Origin of the sequence: Micromonospora orduensis (assembly GCF_006228125.1) — a bacterium.
Lineage (GTDB): Bacteria > Actinomycetota > Actinomycetes > Mycobacteriales > Micromonosporaceae > Micromonospora > Micromonospora orduensis.
On the sequence record NZ_VDFY01000196.1, the window covers coordinates 1 to 24,093 of the forward strand.

The 24,093-nt window shown below is 67.6% G+C and carries 22 protein-coding genes, 1 tRNA gene and 3 pseudogenes; 11 read left to right on the forward strand and 15 right to left on the reverse strand.

Features of this window, described 5'->3' with window-relative positions:
• Positions 1 to 1,351 (reverse strand): tetratricopeptide repeat protein (locus tag FHG89_RS22525; protein ID WP_139586408.1); only part of this gene is annotated, 1,351 nt, incomplete at its 3' end.
• A gap of 231 nt (positions 1,352 to 1,582) precedes the next feature.
• On the opposite strand from FHG89_RS22525, the gene FHG89_RS22530 reads away from it, so the two are divergent.
• Positions 1,583 to 1,666 (forward strand) — tRNA-Leu (locus tag FHG89_RS22530).
• 2 nt (positions 1,667 to 1,668) lie between these two features.
• Here FHG89_RS22530 and FHG89_RS22535 read toward each other — a convergent pair.
• From FHG89_RS22535 to FHG89_RS33080, 5 genes are all read right to left on the reverse strand, one after another.
• Positions 1,669 to 2,583: a recombinase family protein gene (locus FHG89_RS22535; RefSeq protein ID WP_208761060.1), complete on the reverse strand. Its 915-nt coding sequence runs from the start codon at positions 2,581 to 2,583 to the stop codon at positions 1,669 to 1,671.
• A gap of 290 nt (positions 2,584 to 2,873) precedes the next feature.
• On the reverse strand, positions 2,874 to 3,401 hold the full coding sequence (locus tag FHG89_RS22540; RefSeq protein WP_139586410.1) for a DUF6036 family nucleotidyltransferase: 528 nt from the start codon (positions 3,399 to 3,401) through the stop codon (positions 2,874 to 2,876).
• The gene (locus tag FHG89_RS22545) at positions 3,398 to 3,784 is read right to left on the reverse strand and encodes a hypothetical protein (protein WP_139586411.1); all 387 of its coding nucleotides are present in this window, start codon (positions 3,782 to 3,784) and stop codon (positions 3,398 to 3,400) included. Before FHG89_RS22545 ends, FHG89_RS22540 begins: the two co-directional genes overlap by 4 nt.
• Positions 3,785 to 4,153: 369 nt before the next feature.
• Positions 4,154 to 4,387, reverse strand: coding sequence for a hypothetical protein (locus tag FHG89_RS22550; protein WP_139586412.1), 234 nt, complete (start codon positions 4,385 to 4,387; stop codon positions 4,154 to 4,156).
• A gap of 567 nt (positions 4,388 to 4,954) precedes the next feature.
• Positions 4,955 to 5,302: a hypothetical protein gene (locus FHG89_RS33080; protein WP_167517493.1), complete on the reverse strand. Its 348-nt coding sequence runs from the start codon at positions 5,300 to 5,302 to the stop codon at positions 4,955 to 4,957.
• Positions 5,303 to 5,762: 460 nt separating this feature from the next.
• On the opposite strand from FHG89_RS33080, the pseudogene FHG89_RS22560 reads away from it, so the two are divergent.
• The 7 genes and pseudogenes from FHG89_RS22560 to FHG89_RS22590 form a co-directional block, all read left to right on the forward strand.
• Positions 5,763 to 6,134 (forward strand): annotated as a pseudogene (locus FHG89_RS22560) (transposase); the annotation flags it as partial.
• A 1,204-nt stretch (positions 6,135 to 7,338) separates the two neighbouring features.
• Entirely contained in the window at positions 7,339 to 7,647 is a 309-nt protein-coding gene (locus FHG89_RS33085; protein WP_167517495.1) for a restriction system modified-DNA reader domain-containing protein, read from the forward strand.
• A 205-nt stretch (positions 7,648 to 7,852) separates the two neighbouring features.
• Positions 7,853 to 9,219: pseudogene (locus tag FHG89_RS34330) on the forward strand (DUF3375 domain-containing protein).
• Complete coding sequence (locus FHG89_RS22575; RefSeq protein ID WP_202864556.1) at positions 9,216 to 9,821, forward strand: DUF4194 domain-containing protein; 606 nt, start codon at positions 9,216 to 9,218, stop codon at positions 9,819 to 9,821. The pseudogene FHG89_RS34330 and the gene FHG89_RS22575 overlap by 4 nt, the downstream one beginning before the upstream one ends.
• Positions 9,818 to 10,681 carry an ATP-binding protein gene (locus tag FHG89_RS22580; protein ID WP_139586414.1) on the forward strand — a complete coding sequence of 288 codons (864 nt, stop codon included), beginning with the start codon at positions 9,818 to 9,820 and terminating at the stop codon, positions 10,679 to 10,681. The genes FHG89_RS22575 and FHG89_RS22580 overlap by 4 nt, the downstream gene beginning before the upstream one ends.
• Positions 10,682 to 10,795: 114 nt before the next feature.
• Positions 10,796 to 13,156, forward strand: a complete 2,361-nt coding sequence (locus tag FHG89_RS22585; RefSeq protein WP_139586415.1) for an ATP-binding protein — start codon at positions 10,796 to 10,798, stop codon at positions 13,154 to 13,156.
• A 2-nt stretch (positions 13,157 to 13,158) separates the two neighbouring features.
• Positions 13,159 to 14,346: a DUF3322 domain-containing protein gene (locus FHG89_RS22590; protein WP_139586416.1), complete on the forward strand. Its 1,188-nt coding sequence runs from the start codon at positions 13,159 to 13,161 to the stop codon at positions 14,344 to 14,346.
• A gap of 317 nt (positions 14,347 to 14,663) precedes the next feature.
• Here FHG89_RS22590 and FHG89_RS22595 read toward each other — a convergent pair whose 3' ends face one another.
• From FHG89_RS22595 to FHG89_RS22605, 3 genes and pseudogenes are all read right to left on the reverse strand, one after another.
• Positions 14,664 to 15,350, reverse strand: coding sequence for a recombinase zinc ribbon domain-containing protein (locus tag FHG89_RS22595; protein ID WP_167517496.1), 687 nt, complete (start codon positions 15,348 to 15,350; stop codon positions 14,664 to 14,666).
• A complete protein-coding gene (locus FHG89_RS22600) occupies positions 15,347 to 15,772 on the reverse strand; it encodes a recombinase family protein (protein ID WP_425280205.1) in 426 nt (141 codons plus the stop codon). Before FHG89_RS22600 ends, FHG89_RS22595 begins: the two co-directional genes overlap by 4 nt.
• Positions 15,660 to 16,481 (reverse strand): annotated as a pseudogene (locus tag FHG89_RS22605) (IS256 family transposase); the annotation flags it as partial. The pseudogene FHG89_RS22605 and the gene FHG89_RS22600, both read right to left, overlap by 113 nt.
• Positions 16,482 to 16,597: 116 nt before the next feature.
• Between FHG89_RS22605 and FHG89_RS22610 the strand changes: the two are divergent.
• Entirely contained in the window at positions 16,598 to 16,813 is a 216-nt protein-coding gene (locus FHG89_RS22610; protein WP_139586424.1) for a transposase, read from the forward strand.
• A 295-nt stretch (positions 16,814 to 17,108) separates the two neighbouring features.
• On the opposite strand, the gene FHG89_RS22620 is transcribed toward FHG89_RS22610, so the two are convergent.
• The 4 genes from FHG89_RS22620 to FHG89_RS33910 all read right to left on the reverse strand — a co-directional run bounded on the left by FHG89_RS22620 (position 17,109) and on the right by FHG89_RS33910 (position 19,502).
• A complete protein-coding gene (locus tag FHG89_RS22620) occupies positions 17,109 to 17,993 on the reverse strand; it encodes a hypothetical protein (RefSeq protein WP_139586418.1) in 885 nt (294 codons plus the stop codon).
• A gap of 826 nt (positions 17,994 to 18,819) precedes the next feature.
• Positions 18,820 to 19,137: a hypothetical protein gene (locus FHG89_RS34475; RefSeq protein WP_208761062.1), complete on the reverse strand. Its 318-nt coding sequence runs from the start codon at positions 19,135 to 19,137 to the stop codon at positions 18,820 to 18,822.
• Positions 19,113 to 19,391, reverse strand: a complete 279-nt coding sequence (locus tag FHG89_RS34480; RefSeq protein WP_208761063.1) for a TMEM175 family protein — start codon at positions 19,389 to 19,391, stop codon at positions 19,113 to 19,115. Before FHG89_RS34480 ends, FHG89_RS34475 begins: the two co-directional genes overlap by 25 nt.
• A 6-nt stretch (positions 19,392 to 19,397) precedes the next feature.
• A complete protein-coding gene (locus FHG89_RS33910) occupies positions 19,398 to 19,502 on the reverse strand; it encodes a TMEM175 family protein (protein ID WP_244295722.1) in 105 nt (34 codons plus the stop codon).
• A gap of 236 nt (positions 19,503 to 19,738) precedes the next feature.
• On the opposite strand from FHG89_RS33910, the gene FHG89_RS22635 reads away from it, so the two are divergent.
• Positions 19,739 to 22,213: an ATP-dependent Clp protease ATP-binding subunit gene (locus tag FHG89_RS22635; RefSeq protein ID WP_139586419.1), complete on the forward strand. Its 2,475-nt coding sequence runs from the start codon at positions 19,739 to 19,741 to the stop codon at positions 22,211 to 22,213.
• Positions 22,214 to 22,500: 287 nt separating this feature from the next.
• Here the strand turns inward: FHG89_RS22635 and FHG89_RS22645 are convergent, their stop codons facing one another.
• Positions 22,501 to 23,196, reverse strand: a complete 696-nt coding sequence (locus FHG89_RS22645; protein ID WP_167517497.1) for an SDR family NAD(P)-dependent oxidoreductase — start codon at positions 23,194 to 23,196, stop codon at positions 22,501 to 22,503.
• Positions 23,197 to 23,488: 292 nt separating this feature from the next.
• Positions 23,489 to 23,722, reverse strand: a complete 234-nt coding sequence (locus tag FHG89_RS22650; protein WP_139586421.1) for a hypothetical protein — start codon at positions 23,720 to 23,722, stop codon at positions 23,489 to 23,491.
• A gap of 29 nt (positions 23,723 to 23,751) precedes the next feature.
• Here FHG89_RS22650 and FHG89_RS22655 point away from each other — a divergent pair, with 29 nt between their 5' ends.
• Entirely contained in the window at positions 23,752 to 23,958 is a 207-nt protein-coding gene (locus FHG89_RS22655) for a hypothetical protein (protein ID WP_139586422.1), read from the forward strand.
• The last annotated feature ends 135 nt before the right edge of the window (positions 23,959 to 24,093 follow it).

Genomic DNA, 24,093 nt, shown 5'->3' on the forward strand with positions numbered 1-24,093 from the left:
GCCCGGAGACGGGGTGGGGGTTCGCGGGTGGACCGGACACCGGATGGGCCGGTGGCGCGGAGGTCGGCTGCGGGAAGGCGGGCGGAGTGCCGACCATGGGGGAGGGCGCTCCGCTGGTCGGCCGGGCTGGTCCGGCCTCGTGCTGCGCCCGGTCGGACTCGCTTCCGCTGACGGGTCCGCCCGTGCCTGATCCGCTCGTCCCGCCGGGCCTGCCTGCGGCGCGGGCGGCCTCCTCGGCGAGCAGCGGTTCGATCTGCCGTACCTGGACCGTCGGGTTGTCCCAACGGGGCGCCGGTTCCGGCGGTACGACGGCCGAGGTCGGTGCCGGCCCGGGTGGCGCGTCCGCGACTGGGCGGGGCGTCGGTTCCGCTGTGCGTTGGCGTGGCGGGAGGCCCGGTCCGGACGGCCGCACGGGCGGCTGGCCCGATGGCTGCGTCGCCTGGTCTCCAACCGGGGCCGGAGTCGCCGGTCCAGCCGCCGGTGGCGTGGGAGGAGTCTCGTGGACGCGTTGACGCGGCGGTAGCGTGGGCCCGGTTGGTTGCTGCGGGAGAGGGGCGGACCGGGCCTGCGCCGGGGCGGTGGGCTGTGCCGGTGCGAGGGTCTGTGCCGGAGCGGTGCGCTGCGCTGGCGCGGTGGTCTGCGCCGGGGCGGTTGAGGCGGATGCCGGCTGGACGGGTGCGGGTGTCGGTGGTGCGGTTGCGCCGGTACGGGCGGCGGGCGCGGCGGGTGCGCGTACCCCCGGAGGTGTTGGTGGGGACGTAGCCGGCGGCTGCGGGGGAGCCCACGGTGACGCGGACACCGGGGTGCCGTCCGCCGTCGGCCGCATCGCGGCCAGGGTCGCCAGGGACAGCGTCGGACCGGAGAGCGCCGACTGGCTGGCCGCCTCCCCCGGGACCGTGCCCGTCGCCGGCGTCGGACCGGGGGCGGCGTCGCCGAGGTAGGCGCGGGCGGCACGTACCGCCGGGTGGTGCTCACCCAGCGCGACGGGCCCGGCGGTGGCGACCCGGGTGTAGTTGCGGCGGGCCTCGTGCCGGTTGCCCAGTTCCTCGGCCACCTCGGCCAGCTCGAAGGCGAGGGCGAGCAGCATCGGGTCGGAGTGCTCCCACCGCCGCTCGCCCGCCGCGAACGCCTCCTCCAACACCCGGCGGGCCGCCAGCGGGTCGTCCGCCTCACGGTGCAACCGGGCCAGCAGATGCCCGGTGTGCAGCATCTCCGGGTGGTCCTCGCCGAACACCGGGCGCGCCGATTCGACGGCCTCAGCCAGCAACTGCCGGGCGGCGCTGAGATCGCCCGCGGCACGCAGGGCGAGGGCCCGGTGCTGGGCGGCCGCCAGGGGAGAGGGTTGGGGCACGTGCCAATGCTGCCGGCAGAGGGCGGCCGGCCGCTACCCGGACACGCCTTCGGCCGACGTCGGTGTCCCCCATGAGCCGTCTGAGCAGCGGCGGGAGCGGCCAGGCGAGACGGGTGCATGGCGATGTGCATGATCCACGAGTGGCGTGTACAGTAACTCCCCGTGCGGCCCGCTGGGTCGGCCCTCCGATGTGAAGATCATCTGGGTCGGCGAGGTAGGCTGAACGTGTAGGTCCGGGTGGCGGAATGGCAGACGCGCTAGCTTGAGGTGCTAGTGCCCGTATAGGGCGTGGGGGTTCAAGTCCCCCCTCGGACACATCATTTCCCCACGAAGCGTGATTTCTCTTCGCGTTTCGAGCGATCCCCGTCCCGTTGGGCGGGGATTTTTGCTGTGCGGGTCAGGACGCTCGTCGGGGCGGTGAGCGGGAAGACCGCCGTGTCAGTTTCGATGGTCCAGGCGTCGTGGTCACACACGATGATCATGTTGTTGAGCCGCAGGTAGCCCGCGACGCTGTCTGGATCCTGGTCGCGCATCGCCGGGTGATGCCGACGCAGGCAGCTGTCGTGTCGAATCGTGTCCAGGAGATGGTCCTCCCGGATGTAGAGGGTCTTCTGTCGTCTCGATGACGTGGGTCGGGTGCTGGTGTTGCCGTGTCGGCATCGGTAGCCGGCACGGTCGTGGACCCAGTGGGAGTCCATGATTCGGCTGCACACGCCGCAGCAGATCACTCCTGCCAACAAGTAGCAGCGAGGGATGCCATCGGTTGGGGTCGGTGCGGTGTGGATTGCTTGGACGGCGACGAAGTGTTCTTCGCTGACCAGCGGAGTATGCGCGATCTCGCGGGAGATGACCCAGTCGGTGGAGGCGCTCCACCGTTGGATCTCGTGGTGTCGATCGAAGTTTCCCTCGTCAGGGAGGGCATCACGGTCGGTGCGTTGACGGTTCCAGACCTGCCGCCCGGTGTAACGGGGGTTGGCTAGGATCGCCGCGACAGTGGTGAGCATCCACTGGCTGCCGCTGCGGTGTGGGTTACGCGCTGGGTCGGCGCCGGACGGGCACGGGACGCCGTTGTCGTTGAGGGCGCGAGCGATGCTGGCCACGCTCCGGCCGGCAAGGCGCTGCTCGAAGGTCCACCGGACGTGGGGTGCGGTGAAGAGACGTACGGCTTGTTCAGCTACGGCGCCCAGAAGGAATGCAATGGCTCGGGAACGACTCGTCACACTGCGGATCACGATATCCCAAGACAGTGCGGGCGTCCACGCAGCCGTCAGATCTGTCCATCCTGCCGTCGCACGTCCCTGACGCTGAACAGGAACGGCAGATTCCCGAAGCACCTCTCCCCCGACGGCACCAGCTGTTCCATGTTGGAGGCGAACAACCGCAGATAGGATTCTGAGCAAGCGCCGCGCTTTACGGTCACGTTTCACGCGCTTTCGGCGGACAGGTGAGAATCCTGCTTAGATTAGAAGCCTGAGCCATCGGAAGTGATCACATTGACCGCCGCGCTGCATGGGGATCCGAATCATCCGAAAAGTTCGCGGATAACTCCCATCGCTCGTGGCGAGATCGCTTCGTCGGGGTAAAAGTCGCTGCACAGACGTGTAGCGTCGTCCACCGTCGTTACCTTGGCCAGCGCCGCCAGGGCGCGAAGGTCGTCCACGTCGCGGGTCCGCGCCGCGAGCGCTTTCATCGCGAAGATGTGCTCCGGAGAGGCGGCCATCACGCGCAGGCCAGGGTGGTCGAAGACTCGCCGCTTGCCCGGGTCGTCCTTGCCGGATACATACACGCTGGCCTGCTCGTTGAGCCACCACGGCGGTAGGCCCAGTTCGTCGGCCACTGCACGCGCCTCATCGAGGACGACTCCGTGCGGGACGAACATTGCGTCGACGTCCCTGGTGACCCGTTTCGCGTCGTAGGCGAGCGCCATCGCGGCACCACCCACAATGAAGATGTCAGCGACGACTCCGCGGCGGACAAGCCGGTCGCCCAGGTGAGCGAACGCGCGTTCGAGTTCCGCGCGCCCCATGAGGACGCCGTCTGATCCGCTCACGCCGCGGCCAGGTCGTGAACGGACAGGTACACACCGTGCTTCCGGAATGCAGCCGGGGCCCACGCCAGGGCGTCGGCCCGGTGGATGGCCAGTTCGGCCGGGAACCATGCCCGGCGCAGCACACGTGCGTCGACCCATGCGGGCGGAGCAAGATCCGCCTGAGCTAGCAGGTGCTCCGCGAGCGCGGCAAGCAGCGCGTCCCACCGTGGGTCTCCGGTTAGCCCGGGCTCATCTCTTAACAGGTCGACCCTGGTTTCGGCGGGTTCCCACCGGTACTCCTCCAGAAACTCCCATACGAGCTTCCAGCGAGTCTGGTCGGTGTCCGCGGATGCCAGATGGGTGGCCAACCTGGCCAGACTCATCGGTTCGTAGCTGGTACCCATCGGGCAAGCCTCACCTTCGAGCCGACGGCTTCATCCGTTGCAGACTATCGCGGCGCCGCCCGCGAACACCGCAGAGGTGAGGTGGCGGCGGCTGCCCGATTTGAGCCGCGCCCCTGCTCGGGAGGGTTCACTCGTGCTGCGCGCACGGCCTCACCCTTGTGATCTTGGTTGTAGGCAGCGCAGTCTGTGACGCCGCCTGTCAACTAACAGGGGGTCCATGCGAGCGTGACTCTCAGTCAGGATGCGATCGAGAAAACGACGAAGTTGGTCGAGTTTCTCGCTGAGGTGACAGCCGCAGTCGAGCGGGACCCAGTGTGCGACATTCTGGAAGACCCGGACGCGCCTGACCCCGTCATCTGGCTCGATGCCCTACCGCGGGGCGTTCAGTGGATGGCTAGCCGTTCGGGTGACCTGGCTCAACCGCGCCGGGCCGGCGACGATGGCTTTACTGATCCGGCCCGGCTCACTACTTGCCTGCTCTTCCAGTGACTGAGCGCAATCGTCGAGCCACAGGGACATCTGGCCGGGACGCACCAGCAGATCAATGTCAGCGGCAAGGACGGGATCGTCTCCTACCGGCTGGCCGGGAAACGGACGTGGCATGGCAGCTCCTCCTCGCGACCGCAGGTCGACCAGTGGGCTCAACTGCAGGAAGCACGGAGTGACAACCGAGGCCCTGACCCTGCCCACACATCGACTTTTGTCGGTGCCGGGCGCCTGGGGCAGGCATCGACGGGGTGCCATCGGTGCCGCCCGCACGGAACCTGGTGCGGATGGTGCGCTTCGCTCCCCGCCACTGACCATGGCCGCTACTGTCAGGCCCGCGGCTGCACTACCGGCACCCGGAAGGGGGACCCACCGTGGAAGCCGAACCCACAACCTCCCGCGCCAACCAACGGCTGGCCGGCCTGCTCCGAGAGGCACAATGGGGACCCGAGGCCCTCGCCCGACGAATCATCCGCTCTGGTGGCCCGCGGCAGCACCCGCAGAGTCCACCCCAAAACCCCCTACAAATGGGTCTCAGACGGCGCTGTGCCGCACGGTGACATACCCGAACTCGTCGTCGAGGTACTTACTGCCAAGCTCAGAATCGACCTGATGTTCGAGGACGTTTGGGGGGTAACCGCCCCGCGTCCGCATCCAGCGCTGCCGGCGAATCACGCGATGGATTTACCCTGGGACAGCAACGGACTGCTCAGCCTCGTAGGAGGACCCGTGCCGACCCGTCGCACCATCATCGCTGTCACCGGCGCCGCGCTCACCGCCCACGCGTGGACCGCGCTTCACCAGCCACACCCAGACCTCATCGCGGCTGCCGGAGACGGCGGACCCGTCACCCCACCCCTGCTGGACATGATCGACACCGTCATAGCCCACGCACAACAGCTCGACGACCACCAGGGCGGCGCCGCCCGCGGATTCGTCAGCGACCAGACCGGCCGAGGCCTCGTCGTACTGGCCGAGCAGGTGCCGATTCAACGGCCAGCGCTCCTTCGCCAAGCCGAACGGCTGCTCCACGCCCGCGCGCACACCAGTCCAACCGACTCCCCGCAGCGCTCCGCACTACGCCACGGCGCCTGGCTCAGCCTCGCACACAACGCCGCCGGCGACCTCGACCAGGCGGTCAGCACAGCCCGCCTCGCCCTTGGCCGCCTACCCGCCGTCAGCTCCGTGCGCAGCGTCGCACTGCTACACCGACTTCACGACGAACTCGCCCCCGCCGCACCGCGCTCACCAGCGTTCCGCGACATCCTCCGCGAACTTCGTGAGTTGCCGCGGACATCACCCGCACGGTGATCACTTCGAAAGGTCGTGTATGCCTACTGCCCGCGGCATCACCGATGCACACTCACCACTGGCCAACCCGCCGGCTGAGCGCCGCTGCCACAGCGCTAGGAACGTCGCCGTGGGACTGTGGATCTAAGGGTGTTTCCGGCCTGACCTGCCAGGCGTTGTGCCTGGTGAGGAGGGTGCCGTGATGACCGCGACACAGAACGATCAGGCTGGACGTAAGAAGCGGGCGGAGCCCTCGGCGGAGGCGAAAGCCGCCGTCGAGTTGGTCCGGGCGGCCAAGGAACAAGGGCTGTCGCTGACCGGTCCGGATGGGCTGCTGAGGCAGTTGACCAAGACGGTCCTGGAGACCGCGTTAAACGAGGAGATGACCCATCACCTCGGCTATGCCAAACACGAACCCGACGGCACCGGCTCGGGCAACATCCGTAACGGCACCAGGGTGAAGACGGTGCTGACCGACAGCACCGGGCCGGTGCAGATCGACGTGCCGCGGGACCGGTCGGGCACGTTCGAGCCGCAGATCGTCAAGAAGCGGCAGCGCCGGTTGTCCGGGGTCGTCGTAGGCGGCCCGCGATCATGATCGCCATGTGCCGCTCGGTTGCTCCGTGTCTTGTCGTTTCCTCGCGCTACGCTTACGCGCTGTGACTGACCTACTCTTGTCCGCCGCGGCAGAGAATCCTGCCTGGACTGATGTACTCGGCGCTATCGGTGGCACCGTGGGCGTGTTGGGTGGCCTGGTCTTCGGGGTGCTGTCCTGGAAACTGAGCCGCCGTTCCGCGCGTGCGTCGGAACGCTCGGCGGCAATCGCAGCTTCGGCTCTCATGACGTCGCAGCAGGCCGCCGATGCTGCGGACCAGGCGGCGAGGGCAGCGGACGTCTCGGCGCGTGAGGCGCAGAAGATCTCCACCATCGAGTCGACGCGGCACCACGACGAGTTAGGTCCGGACGTCTCCGTGGAGTTCGTCTGGCGGCAAGACCGGCATGGCGGGGGGATTTTCGCGGAGGTCTCGAACAACGGCCGGCACGATTATTGGCTGACGGGTGCGCACCTCGTCGACGGGTCCGGGGCGAGGCCGGCTGCGCACGCGGGGATCCATGCAGGTACGACGCTCGACATCTACATCTCTGAGCTGCCGTTGGAAGACCCGGGCGAGCCTGGCGACCCATGGCCGGTGATCCGCGCTGCCATGAAGCAGGCTCACATCTACGATGTGGAGCTGAGGGAGGCTTCCACCAGGCCCGTGACCGGTTCGGTCGGCTGGAGCTTCTGTACCGAGCCACGAGCGAGCCGTGTCAGTGCGGCCGGGGCCCTGCTGACGGCGAGGGCCATTGGGTCACCTACCACGCCATTGACAGCGTTAGCCTCTGAACTGCCTGCCCGTTCACCGGGCACCTCACGACGAAAGGGCCTGCCCCGGCCACGGGACGGGCGCTTCAGGGGGACCGGCTCCCATCCCAAAACATGCCAAGGAGTTGATCCAGGTCGAGCGGTGGGTTCACAGCGGGGTGGCGGTGCTGGAAACAGCGCGTGGCCGGCACCCGCCCCTGGGTGCCGGCCGTGCTGCGCATGTCGATGGTGCTGTGCGACAGAGGTGACACATACCCCGTCGATGCGCGACTCCCTGCCATGTGCATCAACCGAGGTGTTGTCGGTGGTGGCGGGGTCTGGCGCGGCGGCCGTGATGCTCGGACTGGCCGGTACCAGGAGACGGGCTCTAATGGGAGTAGGACTCGTTGTACCACTGAAGGAACCCCTACGAGTGCGAGTCGTCGTTGACATCGCCGACCAGCCGAGCGCGCCGACGCAGCCGGTCGGTCCGCCGAAAGGTCCGCTCGCCCCTCTCATGGCCCGCGGGGACCTCCAGGTGGGGGAACGCCTTTACTGGCGTCGACCTCGCCTTGGCAAGACCTTCATCGCTGTCGTTCTGGCTTCGGGGGAGCTGGAGATCAACGGCCGCCGCTACCAGTCGCCCTCCGACGCCGCCAGTGCCTGCGCAGGGGGAGCGGCCAACGGCTGGACTGCGTGGCGTCGGGAGCGCGACGGGACGCCGCTCAACAAGCTGCGCTGAGGCAGCCCGCGCCGCCACTGTTACCGCGATAGCCGAAACTCTGTCGGTTGATCACCACAGGCATTGGTTTCGTCGCAGGGTGCGGTTAACCTACCGCCGCTACGCGAGCCCGAGAGGGAAGGCGCCGGTGGAGTACGACGAGATTGACTGGCTGCGCAGGCAGGACCGCGCCTGGCGGCTGCTTCGCGCCGACCACGCCCCCCTGGTGCTGCGGTTCCTGGGACAGGTGTTCATCGACGACAACATCCGGTCAATTTCGGGGGACCAGCTGGCCGAACGGCTCGATGACACCCTGTTCGCGCTCAACGAACAGTACGGCGAGGCTACGTTTCCGAAGCACGCCCGCGCCTACCTCGGTGACTGGGCGGATGCTGGATGGCTACGCCGCTACTACCCGCCGGACTCTGACGAGGTGCACTTCGACGCGACCCCTGCCGTCGAACCCGCTCTGGCATGGGTGCGGACTCTGCAGGCGCGCGAGTTCATTGGTACGGAGTCACGGCTCAACATCGCGGTTGATCTGCTCCGGCAGATGGCCTTTGGTGCCGAGACCGACCCCGACGCACGCCTGGAGGAGTTACAACGACGCCGCGGTGAGATCGACGCGGAGATCGCTCGGGTTCGCGTGGGCGACTTCACAATCCTCGACGATGCTGCCCAACGCGACCGGTACCAACAGTTCGTGGCGACAGCGCGCAGCCTGCTCGGCGATCTGCGGGAGGTAGATGAAACTTCCGCGCCTTGGATCGTCGGGTACGTGAGCGGATCGCGGCCTGGCAGGGATCCAAGGGTGAACTGCTCGATGAAATCGTCGGTGGCCGCCACGCGATCTCCGGGTCAGATCAGGGCCGCAGCTTCGACGCGTTCTACGACTTCCTCCTGTCGATGCGACGACAGGAGGAGTTCACCGACCTGCTGGAACGCGTGCAGACCCTGGACGCCGTCGGACAGGTCGATCAACGCATCACCCGCGTGCAGCACGACTGGTTGAACGCGGCCGGCCGAACCCAATCAACGGTGCGGCTGCTCTCGGAACAGCTCCGCCGGTTCCTCGACGACCAAGCGTGGCTGGAAAATCGCAGGGTCATGGATGTCCTGCGCAGTATCGAAGCGCACGCGCTGATCCTGCGCGACGGCGACACGTCGGCGGTGAAAACGTCGATCGACGATACGAAGGTCGATGTCGTGTTGCCGATGGAACGGCCGCTGTACCGGCCCCGCGCCGGGCAGGCCGTCGACAGCGCCACCACCGAGGAACCTACCGGGCAGGTCGACATGTCCGCGCTGTTCGAACAGGTCTACGTCGACCCCGCCCGCCTGATAGCCGCCGTACGTGACCTGCTGCGCGAGCAGTCTCAGGTGCCCCTGCGAGACGTGATGAGCCGTCATCCGTTGAAAGAGGGCCTAGCTGAGCTTGTCGCCTACCTGTCGTTGGACGACGGCTCGTTCACGGTGACATTCGACGAGGCGCGTCGCGAATCGATCACCTGGACCGATGCCGCAGGCGATCGTCGCACCGCGACCGCTCCGACCGTGACGTTCGTCCGCGACAGGGAGGACAGCGGCCGGTGACTCCACCCGATTCGCAGGACGAGCCATCGCTGTCGGTGGCGGTGACCCAGCTGATGAAGGGCGTGGTCTACCGCGATACCCACACGGCGGCGTGGCACCACCTGTCAGTCCTGCAGCCGCACGTCCGCGACCACGTCGCTGTGCTCGGCCTGGTCGTCGTCGTTGACGAGTCGGAGGGCTACGCCTATCTGAAGTCCCGACCTGAGGACCCGGACCTTCCGCCTGTGCCGCGGCTGGTGCCTCGTCGGTCCCTGTCGTTTCACGTCAGTCTCCTGCTGGCATTGCTGCGCCGCAAACTTGCCGAGGCAGACGCCAGCGGGTCCGACCCTCGACTCGTTCTCTCTCGCCGCCAGATCATCGACATGCTCACCGTCTTCATGCCCTCGGGTGCCGACGACGCCCGCCTGGTGGACCAGATCGATGCGCATCTGACAAAGGTCATCGAGTTGGGCTTCCTACGCCGGACAAAGGACAAGGAGCCCAGCTTCGAGGTCCGCCGGATCGTCAAGGCGTTCGTCGACGCCCAGTGGCTCGCGGACTTCGACGCACGGCTCTCCGAGTACGCCGCCGAACTTTCCCCAGACGCGGAAGGCGCCGCATGACACAACATGGCTACCGTCTGCACCGTCTCGAAGTCCGCAACTGGGGCACCTTCGACCAGCGGATCTGGACATTCCACGTCGACGGAGCCGACAGCCTTCTCACCGGCGACATCGGCTCCGGGAAATCAACCCTCGTCGACGCGGTGACCACCCTCCTGCTACCGGCCAACAAGATCTCCTACAACAAGGCGGCCGGAGCCGAGACTCGCGAACGATCACTGCGCTCCTACGTGCTCGGGTACTACAAGTCAGAAAGCAATGACGCGACCGGCACATCCCGGCCGGTCGGCTTGCGCGCAGGTAGCTGCTTCTCGGTGATCCTCGGGGTCTTCACCGACGAGAGCTTGGGCACGACGGTGACCCTCGCGCAGGTGTTCTGGCTGCACGATGGGAACACCGGCCAACCGGAACGCTTCTACGTCACCGCCGGCACCGCACTGACGATCGCCGACGACTTCCTCAACTTCGGCACCGAGATCAGCCAACTGCGTCGACGGCTACGCCAGCACGGGGCGAAGATCGCCGACCACTTCCCCGAATACGGTCAGGACTTCCGTCGCCGACTCGGCATCGCCTCAGAGCAAGCAATGGATCTGTTCCATCAGACCGTGTCGATGAAAGCGGTCGGGAACCTCAACGACTTCGTCCGCAGCCACATGCTCGAGCCCTTCGACTCCGCAGCGGTGATCCGCCAGCTCATCAGCCACTTCGACGACCTAATCGCGCCCATGACGCCGTGCTCCGGGCGCGAGAGCAGATCGCCGGACTCACCCCGATCATCGACGCCTGCGACGCACACGAACGACTCGGGCGAAACCTGGAAACAGTGGATGCCCAACGCGCCGCGCTGCCACACCTGACCGCACGCCGTAGCGCTGATCTCCTGGACGAGCAGATCGCAGCCCTGGCCGACGACAGAGAACGCAACCAAGGGCTCGTTCGCCAGGTCGATCGCGACATCAAAGGCATGGAGGATGCGCACCGCCGCGCCGACCTCGCCCGCGAAGGCCTCGGTGGCGGCCGAATCAGCGAACTCGAACGCCAAATCACGGACATCAAGAAGACCCGCGACCTGCGGCGCAACCGACTGGGCAGCCTCAAACGCCCTACTCGACGCCGCCAAGCTAGCGCGAATCGCCGACGCCTCCACGTTCGCTGCCCGCCAAACGGCCGTGGCCCAAGAGATTAAGGGACACGACAGCGAGGTCGCCGACCTGCACACAACCGCCACCGACGCAGGTGTCGCTGTTCGAGACCTCGAGAAAGAGGCCGCAGAGGTCAACGATGAGCTGCGCAGCCTCCATGGCCGGCCGAGCAACATCCCCCGGCACAACCTGGCCCTCCGGCAGCGGCTGTGCGCCGCCATCGAACTGCCGGAAGGCGAGCTGCCCTACGTGGGCGAACTGATTCAGGTGCGTGCCGAGCACGCGGAGTGGGAGGGCGCCGCAGAGCGCGTGCTGAGAGGCTTCGCGCTCTCGCTGCTCGTCCCCGAAGAGCACTACCGAGCGGTCGCCGACTGGGTTGACGGTCACCACCTGGGCGGGCGGCTCGTCTACTACCGGGTGCCGCTCGCCGTGCTCCGTCCGGCCGACAAGCCAACGGCCGACGACGGTCTCCTGCTCTCTGACACGCTCGACCTGCAAGACTCACCGCTCACCGCCTGGCTCAAGCGAGAGCTGCGGCACCGCGCGTCGCATCGATGCGTCACCTCGATGGCCGACTTCCGGCACGAACCCAAGGCGATCACGCGCAGCGGGCAGCTCAAGGACCCATCCGGGCGACACGAGAAGGACGACCGTAGGCGCATCGACGACCGCAGCCAGTACGTGCTCCGCTGGTCCAGCGAGTCCAAGATCGAGGCGCTCATCGCCAAGGGCACACGTATCGACGCTCTCCTGCGAGCGGCACGCGCCACCGAGCGCAAGCATGGCGACGCCCTCAAGAAGCTGAACCTACGGCTGGCCGACCTGCACAAAATCACCGTATTCAGCGACTTCACCGACCTCGATTGGGAAGCAGCCTCCCGCCAAGCGGGGCTTCTATATGAGGAAAAACAACGCATCGAGGCAGGCGCCCAGGGGATCGCGGAGCTCACCGCCGAACTCGAGCGCCTCACAGGTCTGATCACCGACGCGAAAGCCCGCCGCGACGAACACCACAGAGCAATCACGGTGGCGGAAACCGAGTCGGCCGCAGCCACGCAACGGCGCACCGAGGCCGACGACTTCCTTCACGATCCCAGCCATGAGCCAGCGACCGCTCACTTCCCCCAACTGATGGCTCTCATCCCCGCCCCGCCGGCCACCCCGGACGGCTGGTACCGGCTCCGCGACAGCCTCACGACGACGCTGAACCGTCAGCGCGAGGACACCATGAAGAAGCAGAGTCACGAGAGCAACAAGGCCGTAGGCCTGATGGCGGCCTTTCGCAGCAGGTATCCCATCGACTGCGCCGAGATGGACGCCTCGCTCGCCGCCCATGCTGAGTACCGGGCCATGCATCAGCGCCTCGTCCACGATGACCTGCCCCGCTTCGAGGACGAATTCAAGACCTACCTCAACACCAACGCCATCCGCGACATCGCCACCTTCCACTCCCAGCTACGTCAGCAGGCTGCGCTCATCAAAGAACGCATCGCGACCATCAACGAGTCCCTCGTCGGCATCGACTACAACCCAGGTCGATACATCCGGCTCGATGGGAACCCCACCCCCAACGTCGAAATCCGCGAGTTTCGCACCGAGCTGCGGGCATGCACCGACGACGCCCTCGGCAACGACGACTCAGAGCAGTACTCCGAGCGCAAGTTCCTCCAGGTCAAGGCCCTCATCGAACGGTTCAGAGGCCGCGAGGGCCAAACGGAACCCGACCGCGCCTGGACCAGGCGCGTCACCGACGTCCGCAACTGGTTCACCTTCACCGCCACTGAACGCTGGCGAGACGGCAACGCCGAGTACGAGACCTATGCCGACTCCGGCGGCAAGTCCGGCGGGCAGAAGGAAAAACTCGCCTACACCATCCTGGCAGCGTCCCTGGCCTACCAGTTCCGCCTCGACGCCGACACCACCGGCACCTTCCGCTTCGTCGTCATCGACGAAGCCTTCGGCCGCGGCTCTGACGACTCCACCCGCTTCGCCCTCGTCCTGTTTCAGCGGCTCGGCCTGCAACTGCTGATCGTCACGCCCCTGCAGAAGATTCACGTCATCGAGCCACACGTATCCGCCGTCGGCTTCGTCGACAACCCCACCGGCAACTTCTCGCGACTACAGACACTGAGCATCGAGGAATACCAACACCGGCGACAAGCCCACGCGGATGCCTCGGCGGAGGTCTAGATATGCCCGCGAGGAGCGACTCCACCGGTTGGAGCACCTTCGAGGACGTCATCGCCAGCCTCAGACGACGCTGGGACCGCGGCGACTTTCTCCGTCACGTCGCTGAAGGCATCCCGCCGACGCCGGTCAGCGTGCCGCTCAAAGGGCCGAACATCACGGAGATCGCCAACCAGTTCGGCGACGTCCAACAGTGGGTGTCCCGCTGGCGGCAGACTGACAGCGGCACTGTGCGCGTCGAATACCGACGCGTCGGCGGTCGCTTGGTCGGCACCAACCAACTGCCGCACAAAGCGTGGATCGACACCCCCGACGCCCTCTGGCGAACGCTCGGCGTTCGCCAGCTAGTCGACCGCTACCAAGCCCTGCTCGGCCTGACCCACGCTGCCTCACCGCCGGTAGCTCAGTGGGCCATGGAGCACCCAATGAAGGTGCTCCACCACCGCCAGGATTGGACTCGCCTCCTCGACACGGTCACCTGGATCGGCCGTCACGCCAACCCCGCCACCTATCTTCGGCAAGTCGACGTCCCCGGTGTGGACACGAAGTTCATCGAGACCCGCCGCGGCATCCTTGCCGAACTTCTGGACCGGCACCTACCCGCCGAGAGTGTCAATACCGCTCATCCGCCGTCCGCGTTCGCCGAACGTTACGGACTGCGGCCCAAGCCGGTGTTGGTTCGGATCCGCTTCCTGGACGAACGCAGGCGCTCCACGCCGTTTACCGATATCACTGTGCGTGCCGACGAGTTGGCTGCGGTGCCGGCGCCCGTATCGACTGTCTACGTCGTCGAGAACGAGATCACCTTCCTCGCCTTCCCCGCCATTGAGGACGCCGCCGTAATCCTCGGAAGTGGTTACGCGGTGGCGAAACTTGAGTCCTTGGCATGGCTTCTCGATCGAAACCTAATTTATTGGGGCGATATTGACACGCATGGCTTCGAGATCCTCAACCGGATCCGGGAGATTTTCCCGCATGCGCGATCGATGCTCATGGACCGAGAGACGTTGCTGGCGCACCGTGGACATTGGGGGACCGAACCCAGTCCGACTCGCCGTGCACTCTCGCGACTTACCGCGGAAGAACGAGCACTCGTCGGCGAACTCCTTGATGATGTCTTCGCGCCCTCGTTGCGGCTTGAGCAGGAGTACGTCCAATACTCTGTTCTCAGTGATGCCTTGTTGAGCGGGTAGACCGCGGTCTCGGGACTACGGATCTAAGTTTGTTTCCGGCTGACCCGCCAGGCGTTGTGCCTGGTGAGGAGGGCGCCGTGATGATCGCGACACAGAACGACGTGACTGGACGTAAGAAGCGGGCCGAGCTGTCGGCGGAGGCGAGAGCCGAGGCGGTCGGCACCCCGTAGTTGTGAAGGCGAGTGGTGCGCGGGCCGCGCGTGCCGTGCCTTGGCGTTGGTCTGGGCGCGATCCGCAGCGGCGCCGAAAAGCTCTTACGGACCGTCACGCTGCCGAGCGTTCCCCTATTATTGCGGTAGGGCGAGTCGTGCCGTAATCTATGTCGCATGCACACCCAAATGGTGCGCACGTGCCACGTACAAGAGTCCGAATCCCCCCTCGACACGAACCATTACCCCACGGTGCGCGCTGAGATCGATTGCAGCGCGCACCGTTTGCGTTTCAGTATGGTAGTTCAGCCGGAGACCGAGTTGCCGGTAGACCTCGGCCTTTTCGGCGGGATCGGCGTCGCGGAGCACGGCGGCGATGTCGCCGAGCGCGTTCACCAGGGTGGTGATTTCTGCTCGGCTCATCCTGCGCGGGGCGGTGCCCGTGTTCGCGGGGAGGTCTGCCTCCGCACGGGCGCGTTCGGCCTGGGTCTGCGCGATCCAGCCGGTGACTACCGCTGGGTCGGCTCCGGCGTCGAGGGCGGCCCGGTAGCGCTCCAGCTTGGCGTCGCACTCGGTGATGATCGTCTGAGCTGCTGTGCCCGCTGCGGGCGAATGATCTAAGGGCTGGGCTTCGGTCATCGCGGTGATCGTTGATTCGATGTGGTGGGGTGCGAAGGCGGAGGCCAGCCAGGTGTCGATCGGGTCGGTGAGGGCATCCTCGCGCAGGTACACGTTGCTGGGATGCTCAACGTGGTTGGCGAGGGCGTATTTCTGCGGGAAGCGGCAGCGGTAGTAGGCGTCGCCGTGGTTGTACTGGCCCTGCATGCGTCGGTCGCAGGCGGCGCAGTAGATCATGCCCCGGAAGACGTACGGGTTGCGGGTGCGCTGTCGGACGTTTGTCCGCCGGTTCCCCGTCCGCGTCGTTGCAGTATCGCTTGGGCCTGCTCGAAGGTCGCGTCGTCGATGAGTGGCTCGTGGGTGATGTCCTTGGAGACCATCCATTTGGCGCGGGCGTTCCAGCGCATGACGCCGGTGTGACCCATTGCCACGTCGTCGACGTCGAGCAGTACTTCGTCGTTGCGTTGCTTGTTCCACACCTGCCGCCCGGTGTATCGGGGGTTGGTGAGGATGACGCGGACGGCGCTCTTGGACCAGGCGATGCCGCTACGGTGCCGGTTGCGGGCCCGGTCGTGGGCCGATGGGCAAGGCACGTGGTTGGCGGTAAGTCCCTCGGCGATGGCGAAGAGGCCGATACCGGCGAGAAACTCGGCGAAGATCTGCCGGACGATTGGAGCGGTCTGTTCGTCGGGAGTGAGGCCCTTGAGGTGTTTGCCATCGGCGTGTACGGTGCCAAAACCGCGTCTTCAGGTCTGCGGCAACCAGCCGAACACCCGCACCGCACTCAGGTACAGCAGCCGGTGCGGCGGCGGACCTCTTTGTTCAACCGTTCCTGCGGATTGTTCGACCAGATCTGGCGCCAGATCTCGCGGGGGAAGGCGGTGAAGGCGAGCAGGTCCTCGCGGGCGGTGTCGAGGTGCTCGGCCGCGGTGGGGAACTTCGCTTCGATCGTGGTCACGACCCGCTGGAACTGGGCTCGGACGGCGTCGGCGTCGGGCTGGTCGAAGACCGTGCGCACCAGGGTCGCTATCCACGGCTGCGCCGACTTCGGCACCTTGGTCAGCAGGTTGCGCAGGTAGTGAGTGCGGCAGCGTTGCCAGGAGGTTCCCGGCAGGGCGGCGCCGATGGCGGCCACGAGGCGGGCGTGGGCGTCGGAGATGACCAGGCGGGCCCCGGACAGGCCGCGGGCGGTCAGCGATCGCAGGAACGCCAGCCAGCCGGCACCGTCTCGTCGGAGGCCACGTCCAGGCCGAGGACCTCGCGTTGGCCGTCGGCGTTGACGCCGACCGCGATCAGGGCGTGGACGTTGAGGGTGCGGCCAGCCTCGCGGACCTTCATTGTTAACGCGTCCATCCACACAAACGTGTAGTGCCTTGAGCCACCCCCGCTTTCATGGAGCTTCTTGATCATGGTCTGATGGCCGTGGGGAGGAAGTTTCAGCGGCAGCACCGAAGAAGTACCCCGATGAGCTACGTCAGCGCGCTGTGCGCTTGTACCGCGAGTCGGACCGGAAGCCCGTGATCCGGCGCCTGGTCGAGCAACTCGGCGTGCATCACGAGGCGTTGCGGAACTGGATCCGTCAGGCCGAGGCCGACGCCGACGAACGTCACGGCCGGCCCACCAGCGAGATGGCCGAGGAGAACCGCCGGCTGCGCAGGGAAGTCGCCGAGGGTCCAGGCTGGCCATCCCCATCTCGTTGAACCGGTGTATGACCTGCCGGATCGTGTCCTCGTCGGCCTCAACCAGGCGGGCGATTGCCGGCACGTGTTCCCGCCGGCCGAGGCGAGCACGACCATCTCCCGCCGTAGCCGGATCGTGAACCGGTTCCCCGGCGCGTGATTCTGAGCAGCTGCTGACCTTCCTGATAACTGAGCCGCCGCACGCGTACAGGATCTGCCACCCTCACAGCCTGACCGCCGCGACGCCACCCGGCCGCCAGGTTAAAGATCGGGTGAAATGGAGTATTTAGCATTCGGCGCGACGGCGGGACGTCGATCAGCTTTGCGGCTGTTGCCCCTGCGGTCCTACCAGCCGTGCCGTGACCTGCCTCAGTGGCTGGCTGCTGTTGACGATCTTCTTCATCCGTTGCCACGCCGCTCGGGCCGGAGATCCGCCCGGCACGCCGCCCAGGCCCCCACCGCCGCCAGTCGCCGCCGCGCGGTTCTGAGCCATTTGCTGGGTGGTCTGCCCGAGCTGTTGACCGACCTGCTGGGTGGTCTGCTGCAGCGTCTGCGACAGGGGCCCATTGGGCCCCAGCGCCTCCTGCGCCGTCTGCCCGACGTGGTCGAGCGTCCGCGCTAGCGGCCCCTGTGGCCCGAGCACCTGCTGAGCTGTCTGTCCGACCTGGTTCACGGTGGTGTCCACCGTCTTCACCAGCAACTCGATGATCTGAGGGTTGCGCTCGATGGTGCGCAGGGCGCTGTCGAGAATGCCGCGGAGCTCCTCGAGCCGAACCTCGAGCATCGCCTCGGTCTCGACGCCCTTGATGTCGATCTTCACCGTGCCGAGATGCGCCTGAACACCCACGTCGAGCTGGAGCAGGCTACCCAGCCGGGCTCGCAGTGAGACGGAGGCGTCCAGGTTGTCGACCTCGACGTAGATCTGTTCGACCTTGAGCTGCGGGATCTGGAGGACGACGTCCGGGTCTGACATCGTCTTGCTGCTGTGCCCGCCAGCCGGTTGGGGAAGGTCGTGCTCACCACGCTGCGGGGTGGCGGGGCGTTTGCCGGGCTCGCCCGTTGGCCCGCTGGCGGGACCGAGGTTCTGGCCCCAACCGGCGACTTCCGCGCCCTCCTCGGCGTCGCGCTGCCGATCGACCTGCTCGCGCGGTTGCGCGGGCGACTCCCGTGCGCCCGTGTCCCGGCTCTCCGGTTCGGCCATCCCGCACTCCTCGGGGCCTCGCCTAGCATGCGGACCGGATGGAGCCCACCATCGGTATGTGGCTCCGATCCTCGGTCCACCCCCTCGGACCGGGTCGCGGTCTACCCGTGTGCCGACGCATCAAACGGCTCAGGGCTGCGGCCGAGGAGACGGCTATTGCGTCTGATGCGAAGGGGCGAGCAGGTAAGCCCCTGTTCCCACCCCTGCCGCGCTCAGGACTATCCCAACGACAGGTCAGCGTGCCAGTGGCGCGCCCGGGCCTGACCGTCTATCGGGTGATCTAGGGAGTCGGCATGCGGTCAGCGCCTTCGCTTGCGCCGTGGTGGTCGACGCCGTCGCACTGGTCGTTGTCTTGTTCGTAGCCGCCGCGCTGATGCTGGTCGGCGCGGTGACGTCCCAGACCTGGCCGCTGCGCGAGCTGCGGGGGGTGAACAAGGACCCGAACCTGCCCCGGCTGAACTCGCGCACGAGCCGGACCTCCGGGTGGGACCGTGCTGGTGGTCACGTACACCGTTCGTCCAACCTCCGCACGGAGACCCGACGGCTCGTCGAGTCTTCAATGCTGTGGGACCGAACCCAGTGGGTACTGCAAATGGTCGACGCCGGCGCACCAGAGCGTCGTGATAGAGGTTCAGGCCTCAGTCGCCGACGGGCCGAGCGCCTGGGACCTCCGCTGCGACCTCCGCGAAGGCCTGATCCGCTACCTCCGGGACAGCCACCCGCAGTGGCTGCCGCGCACCCGCAGCGAGTACAAACCCTGACCTCTGCCGTACCGGCCGGCTCCCCGCCCGGGCCGGCATCGATCGACCCACGCGAAGGCTCGCCGCTACGTCCCCGGCGGGGGAGGTCGGCGGGCGATCCGCCGGCGAAGGGGCACCTGGCGCAGCCTGGCGCTGGTGATGCCGTAGAACACCGGCAGCACGATGAAGATCACCAGGCCGATGAGCGGTGCGACGAGGTAGCCGAGGAATCCGGCGGTGGTGTAGAGGATGACTCCGATCAGTGCCCGGAACCGTTCGGCGGGGACGATCCGGTCGTCGACCTCATGGGCGACCAGGTCGGGGTGCCGGGCCAGGTAGTGGAAGAACGTCAGCCAGCTCACGCCCAGCAGGGCGCCGATCAGCGCGTAGAAGGCGACGACCACGCGTTGGTCCGGCTGGTTGTGCTCCCGCAGCGCGCGCGAGACGACGGCGGTCGGGAAGGGCAGCAGCGCGGTGCTGAACAGGAGGAACAGGTTGGCCAGCGCAGTCTGCGGTCGGTCTGCCGGAGGCGGTTGAACGCAGCCTTGTGGTTGAGCCAGACGACGGCCACGTACAGGTACGACGGGACGTACGCCGCGTAGCTCAGCCACTGGTCGAGCAGCCCGGACAGCAGATGACCGGGCTCGACGTCCGGCACCCGAAGCTACAGCACGAGCAGCGTGATGATGATGGCGAGGACGGGGTCGCTGAAACCCACGGCCCGACTGGTGTCCGACCGGCTGCCGACGTCGTCGGTTGGCCTGCTCACGCTCGTACGTACCCCAGGGCTCCGGTGACTCCGCGCTCTTGCGGGTCTGATCGAGCTGCCGACCGCCGCCGCTTCCTTAAGGCCACCCGGGCCGCAGGCCGACCTCGTCATGCCTTCGGATGGACCCGTGAAACCGATAGACCTTGCAAAAGCCGCCTCCAACGTTAAATGGTGCGTAGCGTTCAGTTGGGTTCATGGCAGAAGGCCCAGGCACACGACCTCAGGGAAGGTATGACATGTCGCTCGACGCGTTCCGGATCCCCGGCGGATCCTTGGACGACCTGATCAGTCGGTTCTTCGGAGGGGACCCCTTCGCGGCACGCCCGGTGGAGCGCGTGGACCTGTCCCGGCTGCTCTCCACCGAATCACGGGAACTGCTGCAGCGCGCAGCCGAGCAGGCCTCGGAGTGGGGCAGCCCGTACCTCAACGTCGAGCACCTCTTGTGGGCCGCGACCCGGTCCGACCCCACCCGCCGACTTCTCCAGGCAAGCGGCGCCGACCCCGAGGACCTGGCCCGCCAGATAGAGGCGGCCGTCCCCAAGGGCAGGCCGCGCGAAGACACTCCTCCGCTCGCGCCGGCGGCGAAGCGCGCCCTGCTCGACGCCCACCGCGAGTCGCGACGGGCCGGCGCGACCTACATCGGCCCGGAACACATCATGCTCGGCATCGCGGCGAACCCGGAGACGACCGCTGGCCGGGCGCTGCGCCCGCTCGGCGAAACCGCCACGGGCCCGGCGCGACCGGCGGGCGGCGCCGGCGGACGCGGGGCGAGCGCCACCCCCACCCTCGACCAGTACGGACGCGACCTCACCGAGGACGCCCGGGCCGGGCGGCTCGATCCCGTCGTCGGACGCGACGACGAGATCGATGACACGATCGAGGTGCTCTCGCGGCGTACCAAGAACAATCCGGTGCTCACCGGCGAGCCGGGCGTCGGCAAGACCGCGATCGTCGAGGGCATCGCTCAGCGCATCGTCAACGAGGATGTGCCCGAAACCCTGTCCAACCGACGCGTGGTCGCACTCGACCTTGCCGCGATGGTGGCCGGCTCGAAGTACCGGGGTGAGTTCGAGGAGCGGCTGAAGAATGTGATCCAGGAGGTGACGGGCGCCGAAGACGGGCTGATCCTCTTCATCGACGAACTTCACACGGTTGTCGGCGCGGGTGGCGGCGGCGAGGGATCGATGGATGCCAGCAACATGCTCAAGCCCGCCCTGGCCCGCGGTGAACTGCACGTGGTCGGCGCAACAACGCTCAACGAGTACCGTCGCTACATCGAGAAGGACCCGGCGCTGGAGCGGCGATTCCAGCCGATCCTCGTGTCCGAGCCCAGCGTGGAGGACACCATCGCGATCCTTCAGGGCGTGCGCGACCGGTACGAGGCGCACCATCAGGTGCGCTACACCGACGAAGCCCTCGACGCCGCGGCTGAGCTGTCCCACCGCTACATCACCGACCGGTTCCTCCCGGACAAGGCCATCGACCTGCTCGACCAGGCGGGTGCCCGGGTCCGGCTCCGTTCGCGTACGCCAGCCCCGGACACGAAGGAGATCGAGAAGCGGCTGTCCCAGTTGCGCCGCGAGAAGGACAGCGCCGTGGCGAACGAGGACTACCAGCGGGCGAATGCGCTGAAGGGCGACATCAGCGCGGCGGAGCGGGAGCTGGCGGCAGCGCAGACGGGCACGCCGACGGTGCCCGAGGTACACACCAGCGACATCGCCGAGGTCGTCAGCCGCCGTACCGGCGTTCCCGTCACCCAGCTCACCGAGGCGGAGAAGCAACGGCTGAGGCGCATCGAGGAGCAACTGCACGAGCGCGTCGTCGGCCAGAACGAGGCGGTGCGGGCCGTGGCGGCGGCCGTACGCCGGTCGCGTTCCGGGCTGAGCGACCCCCAGCGTCCGGACGGGTCGTTCCTCTTCCTCGGGCCCACCGGAGTCGGCAAGACCGAGCTGGCCCGGGCCCTCGCCGCGGCGCTCTTCGGCGACGAGACGAGCATGATCCGCTTCGACATGAGCGAGTTTCAGGAGCGGCACACGGTCAGCCGGCTGGTCGGGGCGCCCCCGGGCTACGTCGGGTACGAGGAGGCCGGACAGCTCACCGAGGCGGTCCGTCGCCGGCCGTACTCCGTGCTGCTCTTCGACGAGGTGGAGAAGGCGCACGCGGATGTGTTCAACGCGCTGCTGCAGGTGCTCGACGACGGCCGCCTCACCGACGGGCAGGGTCGCACGGTCGACTTCAGCAACACCATCGTCATCATGACGAGCAACGTGGGCGCGGACCGGATTCTCAGCGCGCAGACGGCGGGACGTCCGGTCAGCGACCTGCGCGAGGAACTGTTGGGTCTGCTCGGACAGCGGTTCCGGCCCGAGTTCCTCAACCGGATCGACGAGATCATCATCTTCACCGGGCTCGACCGTGACCAACTCCTTGAGATCACCGGCTTGTTGCTGGACCGCACCCGCCGCCGCCTGCACGCGCAGGACATCAACCTGGACGTCAGTCCCGACGCCGTGCAGTGGCTGGCCAACCGGGGCTACCAGCCCGAGTACGGGGCGCGGCCACTGCGGCGCAGCATCCAGCGTGAGTTGGAGGACCGGCTGTCGACCCTGCTGCTCGAGGACGCCGCGAATCCGGGCGACACCATCGAGGTCAACGTCGTCGACGGCGAACTCGCACTGTCCGTCAGGCAGGCTGCGCCGGCCGGATCGTGACCGCCAACGTCCGCCCCTGACAGCCTGCCCGCGCCGCGGTCGCTGCCGGTCGGCGCGGCCGCTCACTGCAACGCCAGCAGCAGCACCGGCAGCAGGCTGGCGGTCTGGACCAACGCGACCAGCGTCGAAGGCTTTCCGCTCGTCGATCACCAGCCAACTGCGCGCCGACGGTCTGCATCCAGGTGCCCACGTTGGCGGCGAGCAGGACCAACCAGAGGTTGCGGTAGACGGCGGTCCTCAGGGGGCCCACGCCGAGACCGGACGCTCGGCGATGGCGCCGCCGGCCGTCACCACCGCCCGTCCGCGCGCAGCACGCGCTCGCCGGAGACGTAGAGGTCGTCGGGGGCGAGCAGGAGCAGCCGTACGACCTCAGCGGCGACCTGGTCGGGTAGGGCGTAGACCTCGTCCAGAAATTCGTCGCCGACCCGCTCCTGCAGCCGCGTCGGCATCGGCCCGGGATGCAGCTGCATCACCTTGATCCGGTTGCTGTGCTGCGCCTCGGCCAACGACTCAACCAGGCTGCTGCCGTAGCTCTTGGTGGCCCGGTAGACCGGGATGCCGGGCCGGGGCTGCGTCACCGCCATCGCGCCGATATACACCACGGTGCCGTACCCCTGCCGACGCAGGTGTTCAAGCGCCTCCTTCAACACGAACGTCGTGCCCAGGACGTTTACCTCCACGGTCCGCCGGATGCGCTCCGGGGAGAGGTCCGCCAGATCACCGCCCGCCCACATCGAGGCGCGGGCCGCCACCCCGTCGATCTCGCCGTACCGGTCGACGACCTCACCGAACGCCCGCCGGACGTGGTCGTAGGAGGACACATCGCAGACGAGGCCCGCGCAACCCAGGTCGTTGGTCGCCGCGGCTACCTCGTCCGCCGCGTCGCCGAGGACGACCACACGGTGCTCGTCGACGAGCAGGCGGGCCACCGCAAGCCCGAGTCCGCTGGTGCCGCCGACCACGATGAAGGTTCTGGCAGCCATGTCTCTCCAGCCGTCGCAAACGAGCGGGGTCGTGAACGGCTCGGGCTTCCCGCTTTTGCCGGGTCCACACCCTGACGAGCGCCCGCCTGTCGCCGCCGAACGGCTGAGGCTGGTGACCGCGGCTCGGCGACCTGCCGGCAAGATCGGCCGGGTCGTCATGTGGCTGCCGTGGCCGACGTGCCGGGGCCGCGGACGGCGCGGCCTACACTGTCGCCGCAGCGGCGCAGTGACTCCTCCCGGTACGATGTAGGACTCTTGTCGTACCGGGTCGCGACGCCGGTGAGGACGCGCCCTAGCGGACGCCGTTGGCCCACCGCGAGTTGTGCAGGAACCGGTACGCCTCCTCGGCGCTGCGGTTGACCGTCACGGAGGCGGTGACCTTGTTGCCGTCCGTTCGCCGGCGGGCCTTCGTGGCCCGGATGGCGGTGTAGAGGTCGACGACGTGATGGTGGCGACCGCCGCGGCGGCCAGCGCCATCCGGCGCCGCCGCTCGGCGCGGCGCCTGCCCCAGCGCGCCGCCGGCCACCACAGCGGTTCGGCGACGAGATGCACCACGTGCCGCAGGTACCGGAGGCGCCGAGCATCGACGGCGCCCACGGCACAGGGAACGTCACCGGGTACCGGCCGATCCCGCAGTCCGGCGCCCGCCCGGTCAACGTGCCGCCGCCGGAGGAGGTACGCCGGCCCAGCTTCGTGCAGACGGACGAGGCCGACGAGGACACGCTCGACTCCCAGCGCGGCCCGCATTCGCCGTCCCAGTGACGGCACCCGGGCGAGGCCGACGACTCCATCTCCTCACGGAATGGAGCCTCCACGAACCCAGCGCGGTCACTCGTCATGTCGGTGGCGGCATGAGCAAGGGCGAATCCAACCGCATCAAGCTCCGCACCCCCGCAC